This window comes from Bacteroidia bacterium (genome assembly GCA_023228875.1).
Classification (GTDB): Bacteria; Bacteroidota; Bacteroidia; order NS11-12g; family UBA955; genus JALOAG01.
Genome location: JALOAG010000031.1, coordinates 1 through 9,113, shown reverse-complemented (window position 1 = coordinate 9,113; position 9,113 = coordinate 1). Strand labels below are relative to the sequence as shown.

General features: G+C 36.3%; 9 protein-coding genes. 3 read left to right on the top strand and 6 right to left on the bottom strand.

From position 1 onward, the window contains the following. Nucleotides 1-404, top strand: a 404-nt coding sequence (locus M0R38_12315) for a manganese efflux pump MntP family protein (GenBank protein ID MCK9482517.1), incomplete at its 5' end; no start/stop codon positions are given. Nucleotides 405-424: 20 nt separating this feature from the next. Here the strand turns inward: M0R38_12315 and M0R38_12310 are convergent. After that, nucleotides 425-1,030 carry a type IV toxin-antitoxin system AbiEi family antitoxin domain-containing protein gene (locus tag M0R38_12310; GenBank protein ID MCK9482516.1) on the bottom strand — a complete coding sequence of 202 codons (606 nt, stop codon included), beginning with the start codon at nt 1,028-1,030 and terminating at the stop codon, nt 425-427. 118 nt (nt 1,031-1,148) lie between these two features. Here M0R38_12310 and M0R38_12305 point away from each other — a divergent pair, with 118 nt between their 5' ends. Further along, entirely contained in the window at nt 1,149-2,126 is a 978-nt protein-coding gene (locus tag M0R38_12305; GenBank protein MCK9482515.1) for a hypothetical protein, read from the top strand. Here the strand turns inward: M0R38_12305 and M0R38_12300 are convergent. From M0R38_12300 to dapA, 4 genes are read right to left on the bottom strand one after another with little or no spacing between them, the layout of a single operon-like run. Next, nucleotides 2,123-2,527 carry a YbgC/FadM family acyl-CoA thioesterase gene (locus M0R38_12300; GenBank protein MCK9482514.1) on the bottom strand — a complete coding sequence of 135 codons (405 nt, stop codon included), beginning with the start codon at nt 2,525-2,527 and terminating at the stop codon, nt 2,123-2,125. The two genes, M0R38_12305 and M0R38_12300, sit on opposite strands and share 4 nt — an antisense overlap. 11 nt (nt 2,528-2,538) lie before the next feature. Beyond that, nucleotides 2,539-3,780, bottom strand: a complete 1,242-nt coding sequence (locus tag M0R38_12295) for a diaminopimelate decarboxylase (protein MCK9482513.1) — start codon at nt 3,778-3,780, stop codon at nt 2,539-2,541. Between the two features lie 10 nt (nt 3,781-3,790). Next, nucleotides 3,791-5,020: an LL-diaminopimelate aminotransferase gene (locus M0R38_12290; GenBank protein MCK9482512.1), complete on the bottom strand. Its 1,230-nt coding sequence runs from the start codon at nt 5,018-5,020 to the stop codon at nt 3,791-3,793. Between the two features lie 7 nt (nt 5,021-5,027). After that, nucleotides 5,028-5,927, bottom strand: a complete 900-nt coding sequence (gene dapA / locus M0R38_12285) for a 4-hydroxy-tetrahydrodipicolinate synthase (GenBank protein ID MCK9482511.1) — start codon at nt 5,925-5,927, stop codon at nt 5,028-5,030. A gap of 136 nt (nt 5,928-6,063) precedes the next feature. Between dapA and dapB the strand changes: the two genes are divergently transcribed. Beyond that, a complete protein-coding gene (gene dapB / locus M0R38_12280; protein MCK9482510.1) occupies nt 6,064-6,819 on the top strand; it encodes a 4-hydroxy-tetrahydrodipicolinate reductase in 756 nt (251 codons plus the stop codon). On the opposite strand, the gene M0R38_12275 is transcribed toward dapB, so the two are convergent. Continuing rightward, on the bottom strand, nt 6,816-8,987 hold the full coding sequence (locus M0R38_12275; GenBank protein ID MCK9482509.1) for a DNA topoisomerase 3: 2,172 nt from the start codon (nt 8,985-8,987) through the stop codon (nt 6,816-6,818). The genes dapB and M0R38_12275 overlap by 4 nt on opposite strands. Nucleotides 8,988-9,113 lie beyond the last annotated feature (126 nt).

Sequence of the window (9,113 nt, the reverse complement as noted above, 5' to 3'; positions counted from 1 at the left end):
TTATTTGTAGGTTAGATCATTGGATAGCTTTAATACTTCTCTCTGCTATTGGAATAAATATGATTAGAGTTGGCTCTAAAGGCCAAGAGAGTTCTCAGGTTAACGAATTAAGTTGCCCAACTAATAAAAGGGGTCAAATAACTAACAAAGCTCTTTTGTTATTAGGAGTTGCCACTAGCATTGATGCTTTAGCTGTTGGGTTCACCTTCAAAGCACTTTGTATCCCTATTATCCCATCAGCTGTTGTTATAGGAATCATAACATTCATCATCTCAGGAAGTGGTATTTATCTAGGTAAGAAAAGCAGTTCATTTTTAGAAGGAAGAGTTGAAATAGCTGGTGGAATCCTCCTTATCTTAATAGGACTAAAGATATTCATAGAACACATTGTTAAAGGGATTTGAATAAGTTCTTAGAATTTTATTCATGCAAGAAGTACCTCCAAATAGGTGTTCAATATCTTTTCAACTCTAAATAATCTTGCGTATTCTGTCATCAAATAAAAGTCTACTCCCTTTTTAGAAGAAACTCTTTTAAGTGCATCAGAAAATATTTGGATATCAATTCTGTTTCTACTTCTTATCAAATCACAAATAGTTCTCTCAACTCCATAAATATTTATTGGATTTCCCATTGATGAAGATACCTCTACAACTCCCATCATATGTAAACCTTCCTTCACATAATAAACCTTGGATTTATTGGATATTGCTTCAACAACCTTGTATCCACTAGAAACTGTTACGCTATACTCAAAAGGAGTTCGATCTGATAATTGGTGCAAAAATAGGGCTGTTTCGTGGGAATAAATTAATTTAGGATACTTTTTTTGTAAAATAAACATCTCATCTTCTAATGAGTCAGGCAAAACATAAACACCCCTTTCTACCCTTTCAAGTTTACCTTCTGATACCATCATTGATAGATAAGTTCTTGGAATTCCATTTTTATCTAAATCAGAACTTAACAATGTCCCTTTCTGCTTTTTAATAATCTTTTCTATTCTTTTAAAGTAATCTATAATTTTCACCTCAATACAATTTTACTTATATCATACCTTATATGAGTATTATTGTAAAATATTAAAATAAATTTGAAGTAAATAGAACAAGATTGCCATTTTATAAGTACTCTTAAGGGGGAAAAAAATGGCACATAAAAAGAGTATTTTACTTGTTTTAGTTTTAGCTATCTTAGTTTTTGTCAGTTGTGATAATGATCTTAAACAAACAACTAAAGATGTAACCGTTCAATTCACCACTGTAAACAGGTCAATTGATGTAGATTATAGTGTTACTAGTTACTTGCTTAAAGGAACTGGACCCAACTCTACTACCATCGTAAAAGAGATTGATGAAAACTCTTTTATCTTAAAAGCTTTACCAATTGGGAAGTGGAGTTTTGATGTAACTGCGTACGATTCTGCTGATGTTGCCCTAGCTAGTGGAGAGGTTGAAGTTGTAATAACCAAACAAACTAACACCATAGCAATTGAGTTAGATAACTTAGTTGGATCAGGTGATATTTCAATAAGCGTTGATTGGAATAGTGAACAAAGTTACGGAGATCAAAAACTTAGTTACACCCTTAAAGAGCTAGATGGGACTCTTTTTAAGAGTGAGATAGATAATTCAGGGGATAAATCTTTCACTTTTGAAGAAGTACCTGCTGGCTTTTATCTACTAGAAGTTAATCTAATTTGTGATGGTGATGTGATTTCAGGTTTTATTGAAGCTGTTAGAGTGTTAAATGAAAGAGTTAGTAGTGTTGATAAAACTTTAATAATAGGATTGTTGGCAAATGAGAATCACTTTTCAATTATTGATAACACTGGATCTATAATTGAAGGAGCAATTGGAATTGATAATCAGCAGTTGGAAATTGGAGATAGTGCAAAACTAACTTTTGTTTTAGATTCTAGTAATTTAAATGAAGAGCATTTGAGTTGTCTTTGGTATTGTGATGGACAGTTAATCGAAGGTGAAAATGACCTTAGTTACACAATTGAATCTTTAATTGGGGGAACTAGACGCTACGATGTGGTGGTGAAATTAGAAGATGTTGGTTCTATTGGATCTGCTACTTTCTTAGTTGAAGTTCCTTATGAGATTGGTTTTATTGATTAAAGATTATCTACTGCTTCAATAAACCAATTTTCAAAAGGCATTGGGCGGCGTGTATTTAAATTAATGGCAGCAACCTTAACTTCTAAGGTTGCTATTGCCTCGTCGTCTCTAACTACTTCTTGTAAGAAAGTTAAAGAGAATCTTTTAGAGTTTTTAATGGTGGAGATCACTGTTAGTAGATCATCGAGTACTGCCACCTGGTGGTAAACTACGTTGATAGATTTAACGACAAAACCTACCCCATTATCAATCATCTCCATTAAGGAGGTGTTGCCTTGAGCAAGGGAGCGAAACAACTCAGTGCGAGCATGCTCGGCAAAATCTAAATAGCGACCATGATAAACAATTTGACCTGCATCGGTATCGCTGTAGTAAACTCTTACATCAAATTTGTGGGCCATAATTGTCTTTCCTAAAAGTTTAAAGTGGCAAAGTAATCTTCAATAGTCTCTGCTCTTCTTATCATCTCAACACTACCATCCTCTTTAAGAAGGTACTCAGCACTTCTAAGTTTTCCATTGTAGTTAAAGCCCATAGCGTGTCCATGAGCTCCTGTGTCGTGGATGACAAAGATATCATCGGCCTCTACTTTAGGTAGTTTACGATCGATAGCAAACTTATCGTTATTTTCACATAGAGATCCTGTTACATCATAAAGGTGATCTTTATTTTCATTCTCTTTACCTAAAACAGTTATGTGATGATAAGAGCCGTACAAAGCTGGTCTCATCAGATTTGCCATTGAGGCATCTAGACCAACAAAGTTTTTATACTTTTTTGTTACATGGAGCACTTTGGAAACTAGATACCCGTAAGGGCCACTAATCATCCTACCACACTCAAAGACGATGTTTAGAGGATCTAAGTTGTTTCCTATAATCATCTTCTCATACAACTCTTTAATCTCTTCCCCAAGAAGTTTTAAATCAATAGCCTTCTCTTCAGGTTTATAAGGAATACCAATTCCTCCCCCCAAATTGACAAACTCAATTTTAATTTTAGCCTCTTTGTAAATTCTTATAGCTTGTTCAAACAACATCCTTGCTGTTTCAACAATGTAAGAGCGATCTAGTTCATTGGACGCTACCATTGTGTGTAAGGCAAATCTAGTTGCCCCAAGCTCTTTTGCTTTAATGTAGGCAGGAACAAGTTGTTCAGTAGTTAAACCATATTTTGCCTCAACAGGATTACCAATAATTACATTCCCTGTTCGATCGGGTCCTGGGTTGTATCTAAAAGAGATTAAATTGGGTATACCAGCACTGCGATCCAGTGCTTCAATGTGCGTTATATCATCTAAGTTAATAACAGCACCCATCTTAGCTGCAGCTATGAACTCCTCATCGGGGGTATCGTTACTGGTAAACATAACATTTTCCCCCTTTAAGCCAACTTTCTCTGTCATTATTAATTCAGGTAGTGAAGAACAATCGGCTCCAAAGCCTTCCTCTTTCATAATCTTTATAATTGCTGGGTTGGGAAGAGCCTTTACAGCAAAGTAGTTTTTAAAATCTTTTACCCAACTAAAGGCCTCTTTAAAAACTCTGATGTTCTCTCTAATCCCTTTTTCATCGTAAAGGTGAAATGGGGTCTCTAATTTGTTTGCCAGCTCTATTAAAGAATTTGTTTCTATTGGTAAGTTTTTATCAGCCAATGCACTACTCCTAAATTTTTAAGTTCTCTTTAATCGATTTTACCGCATCTAAAATATCTTGTCTGTGACCAAAAGCACTGAAGCGGACAAAGTGCTCCCCACTAGAGCCAAAGCCACTACCTGGAGTTACAACTACCTGACACTGATTTAACAGTTGATCAAAAAACTCCCACGATTTTAGATTGTTTGGAGCTTTTACCCACAGATAAGGGGCGTTTGTACCCCCATACACATCTAAAGAGAGTTCTTGTAAAGTCTCTTTGATGATTTGAGCATTTTCCATGTAGTAAGAAACCAACTCTTTAGATTGAGCTAATCCTTCATCAGAGAGTACTGCTAAGCCCCCTGCTTGAGATATGTTACTTGCCCCATTAAAAAATGTTACTTGTCTTCTAAACCAAAGGCGGTTAATCTCACCTTCCTCACTATCTTCAACACTTAACTCTTTGGGAACAATTGACCATCCCAACCTAACTCCAGTAAAACCTGAGAATTTAGAGAAGCTGTTAATCTCAACAGCACACTCTTTTGCCCCCTCTATTTGGTAAATAGATTTAGGAAGAGTGGGATCGCTGATGAACTCATTGTAAGCTGCATCAAAAATAATTACACTTTTATGTTTTTTAGCATAAGAGACATACTCTTCTAGTTGCTCTTTAGTGGCAACAGCCCCTGTCGGGTTGTTAGGGCTACACAGATAAATTAAGTCTACCTTCTTCTTTGGTGGAGGTGGGAAAAACTTATTTTCTATATTCCCTTTAAGATAAACAAAATCTTTATAAACACCGTTAGCTTCATCAAAGCCACTACTTCTTCCACTAACTACATTGGAATCAACATAGACAGGATAAGCTGGATCTTGAATGGCAACGATACTCTCTGGTGAGAAGATACTTTGGATGTTTGCTGAATCGGGTTTAGCCCCATCACTAACAAACACCTCATCTTCTTTTATATCGATGTCCATTTTTTTGTAATAGCCAACTAGAGCTTCTCTTAAAGCTAAATCACCTTGCTCATCTCCATAACCGCTGTAAGTCTCATTGTTAGCAAGTTTATCTATTTTTTCATGTAGAGCTTTAACAATTTCACTACTTAAAGCTTCAGTTGTATTTCCAATTCCTAAGCGGTGGAGCTTTTTAGTAGGATTTGCTTGTTGGTATGCTTTTGTGCGTCTAGCTATCTCAGGAAAGAGATAGCCAGAAGCTAATTTGCGATAATTCTTATTAATAGTAGCCATTTTAGTTTTATTGATCTCCTCTAGTAATATCTAATGTTGCTAAAACTTTTGACAAGTTGGTGCGATGTGTCTCATCTTCAAATGAGCACATGGGAAGCCTAAATTGCTCTTCACACCAGCCGTACTCTGCCATTGCAGTTTTAATTGGAATTGGGTTTGTTTCATAAAAACATGCTTCAAAGAATGGGTGTAAGTTTTTCTCCCACTGACGGGCTAAACTCATATTCCCACCTAAAGCTGCATGCACCATCTCCAACATCTGTTTTGGAATTAGGTTAGCTGCAACTGAGATAACACCATCTCCACCTGCTTCAATTAGATCTAAGACCATATTATCATCACCACTAAGGGTGGCAAAGTTATCTTCAGTTTGGTTGATAACATCGCTCATTTGCTTAATATTTCCACTAGCCTCTTTAACTGCCACAATATTTGGACAGTCGTTGGCTAAACGTACTAAGGTCTCTGTCTCTAAGTTAACTGCAGTGCGTCCAGCAATGTTGTACAAGATACAAGGAATTCCAACTGAGTCGGCAATCATTCTGTAGTGAAGATAAAGACCCTTTTGAGTTGGTTTATTGTAATAGGGGTTAACTAACAAAAGTGCATCTACCCCAGCTGATTCTGCATGTTTAGACAATCTTACTGCTTCGCTTGTTGCATTTGAACCTGTTCCTGCAATTACTGGAACTCTCTTGTTGGCCAATTCAACTGTGCTAGCAATCACTCGATCGTGTTCTGAGTGACTTAAAGTTGGACTTTCACCAGTTGTTCCACAAGGGACCAACCCATCAATTCCTGAATCTATTTGGAAATTGACTATCTTAGCAAAAGCTTTCTCATCAAATAACCCATACTCGGTAAATGGGGTTACTAGTGCTGTATAAACGCCTCTAAATTTTTTCATGGCTCACCCTCCTGATGAATGAAATAGAGTATAGTAAATAATAAACATAATGTCTATAGAATAACAAAAATGTTTTTATTGAACATTTTTTGTTTTTATACTAACATTTAGAAAATGGTTAAAAAGGAGAGTTAAAATGACTCGAGTTATATTAAATGGGTGTAATGGGAGAATGGGTAAAACTTTAGCAACTCTAATTGCCTCTCAACAAAATGTTGAAGTTGTTGCTGGAATTGATCTAAATCAAGGAGATGCTTCGTTTCCAGTTTTTAGTTCTTTAAGTGAGTGTGATGTTATTGCTGATGTAATTATCGACTTTTCAACTCCTCAATCACTACACTCTTATGTTCCATCAGCAGTGGAAAAGGGTTTAGCTTTAGTAGTTGCTACAACAGGTTTAGAAGAGAAAGAGCTCTCTTTATTAGAAGAGGCCTCTTCAAAAATTGCAATCTTTCGGAGTGGCAACATGTCGTTAGGGATTAACCTATTACAAAAGGTTGTTGCAACAGCTGCAAAAGTGTTAGCAGATAGCTTTGATGTTGAGATTGTTGAAAAGCACCACAACCAAAAACAAGACTCTCCTAGTGGCACTGCTTTGATGTTGGCAGATTCAGTTAATGAGGCACTAGATAATTCACTAAGTTACACCTTTGGACGTCACGGTCTAAAAACTAAAAGAGAAAAAGGGGAATTGGGAATTCATGCAGTTCGTGGTGGAACAATAGTTGGAGAACACGAAGTTCTCTTTGCGGGTGAAGATGAGGTGATTAGCTTTAGCCACCGCGCTTTTTCACGCAATGTATTTGCAACAGGGGCAATAGCTGCTGCAAAGTACATTACAACAGTTGCCCCCGGCATCTACAACATGAGCGATATGTTAGCTCTAATTTAAGAGCGCTTTTTACGCCTTTGTTCGCTAGCTTTAATTAAATCGGCAAAGGTTGTGGTATTTGAATCTTCCTGGTTTTTATAAGAGGTATGCTCTACTCTCTTTTTATAACGAGAAGGGGTTACTACTTTGAGTGTTGTCTCATAAGAGGCAACACTTTTTCCTTTTTTAACCACCATAACCTTTTTACCAGAGGCTAACTTTTGAGTTTTTACCACAGCTTGTTTAGCAGGTTTTATTTTTTTCACCAACATCTGCTCATAACCACACCCTAGGCGTTGGCACTTGTGGTGAATCTGATCTAACTCATCTTTAAAACTCAACATTGCAAAATCACAATGGGGGCACTTAATAACTCCCTCCCCACTCATCTCAAATCTAGATTTATCATTTTTAACGTTGTTAACTAATTTTGTAGTCTCTTTTTTAATATCGTCGATAAATAAAGAGCTTTGCTCTACCCCATCGCTTATATCAGCTAAGCGCCCTTCCCATTTTGCAGTTAAGGTGGGACTGGTAAGTTCCTCAGGTGCTAATCTAATTAACTCGATTCCTTTAGCAGTTGGAACTAAGTATCTTCCCTCTCTTTGAACATAATAGCTGTTAATTAGTTTTTCAATTATTTCAGCACGGGTAGCTACTGTCCCTAACCCCCCTGAAAGATTTCTTTTTAACTCTTTTTCATCAACAAAGCGCCCTGCATTCTCCATAGCTGATAACAAAGTTGCTTCACTGTAGCGTTGAGGCGCTTCTGTTGCATTTCTTCTGCTAACTAATTTCTCTATTTTAAATTTATCACCAACGGTGGGGATTTCTCCTTTATAAGGTAAGGTGCGCCCAATTTCAGTTACCACATCACTAAGAACACTAATGTCGCGCCACCCTTTTTGTTGCTCTTTTTTTAATGTAGTTGTAAAGGTGTGTTTATCAACTTGTAAAGTTACATCGGTGTTGGTATATAGGTAGTTCTCACTTAAAACTTCCATAAACCTCTTAGCAATTAGTGTCCATAAATCAACCTCTTTTTTATTTAACTTAGTTAAATCAACTCTTTGTTCTGTTGGGATAATTGCGTGGTGATCAGTTACTTTACTCTCTTTAACAAAGCGATCCATATCTTTACGATAACCGTGTTCAACAAAGATGTTGGCTACTTGTCCAAAGGGGGTGAATTCTAAAGCTTTTAATCTTTGAGGGAGTGTTGGGACAATGTCGAGCGTTATGTAACGACTATCTGTTCTTGGGTAGGTAACTAATTTATGATTTTCATAAAGGCGTTGCAAAACATCGAGAGTCTCTTTTGCACTGAAGTTTAAATAGAGGTTGGCATCGCGTTGTAATTCAGTTAAATCGTATGCCAATGGGGGATTTTCAACTTTTTCTTCATTTAATACTTGTGTTACTGTTGCCTCTTTGTTCTCTAACTCTTTTAGATAATTATCTTTCTCTTGTTCTTTAGTTATATGAAGTGTTTTTTTATCTGCACTTAAATTGGCACTAAAAGGTTCAAAGATGGCTTTAACTGTCCAATAAAAAGAGCCCTCAAATTTTTCTAACTCTTTCTCTCTTTCAACTAAAATAGCTAAGGTGGGTGTTTGCACTCTCCCAGCTGATAAACTTACGTTGTGTTTAGTAGTTAAAGCTCGAGAGACATTTAAACCAACATACCAATCGGCATGTGAACGTGCTTTGGCAGCTTCGTATAAGTTATCGTATAAAGAGCTCTCTTTTAAATTGTTAAATCCATCTAAGATAGCCTCTTTAGTTTGGCTACTGATCCACAACCTTTTAGTTTCTTTGTTCCAATTAGCTAACTCCATAATAGAGCGGGCAACTAACTCCCCCTCTCTACCTGCATCGGTAGCTATAATTAGTTGATCTATATCTTCTCTTTTAAATAGTGAGGCAACTACTTTAAATTGATTTTTTGTTGAATCTAAAATAACACTTTTTAAGGTGGTGGGAATTATTGGTAGATCATTAATTGACCATCTTTTATATTTTGGATTGTAATAAGCTGGTTCTGCCAACTCAGTGAGATGTCCTAAAGCCCAAGTTACAACGTAGTTATCCTGTTCATAGTACCCATCAAATCTTTTAAAAACTGATAAAGCTTTGGCCAATTCTTTGGCAACCGACGGTTTTTCAGCAAGAATTATAGTTTTTCCCATAAAAGCTCCTTTTTATTACTGTAAATGATGATAACGAAGCGATTAATTGAGGGCAATCCCCTTGAAGTTTTTAGGTAGCAAGTATATTATCATAAGTGGATTATTTCTCATAAAGGAGTCTTTTAT

Coding starts and splice junctions, on each gene's coding strand:
- dapB (MCK9482510.1), top strand. CDS start 6,064: ATGACTCGAGTTATATTAAATGGGTGTAATGGGAGAATGGGTAAAACT.
- M0R38_12300 (MCK9482514.1), bottom strand. CDS start 2,527: ATGGCCCACAAATTTGATGTAAGAGTTTACTACAGCGATACCGATGCA.
- dapA (MCK9482511.1), bottom strand. CDS start 5,927: ATGAAAAAATTTAGAGGCGTTTATACAGCACTAGTAACCCCATTTACC.
- M0R38_12290 (MCK9482512.1), bottom strand. CDS start 5,020: ATGGCTACTATTAATAAGAATTATCGCAAATTAGCTTCTGGCTATCTC.
- M0R38_12305 (MCK9482515.1), top strand. CDS start 1,149: ATGGCACATAAAAAGAGTATTTTACTTGTTTTAGTTTTAGCTATCTTA.
- M0R38_12275 (MCK9482509.1), bottom strand. CDS start 8,987: ATGGGAAAAACTATAATTCTTGCTGAAAAACCGTCGGTTGCCAAAGAA.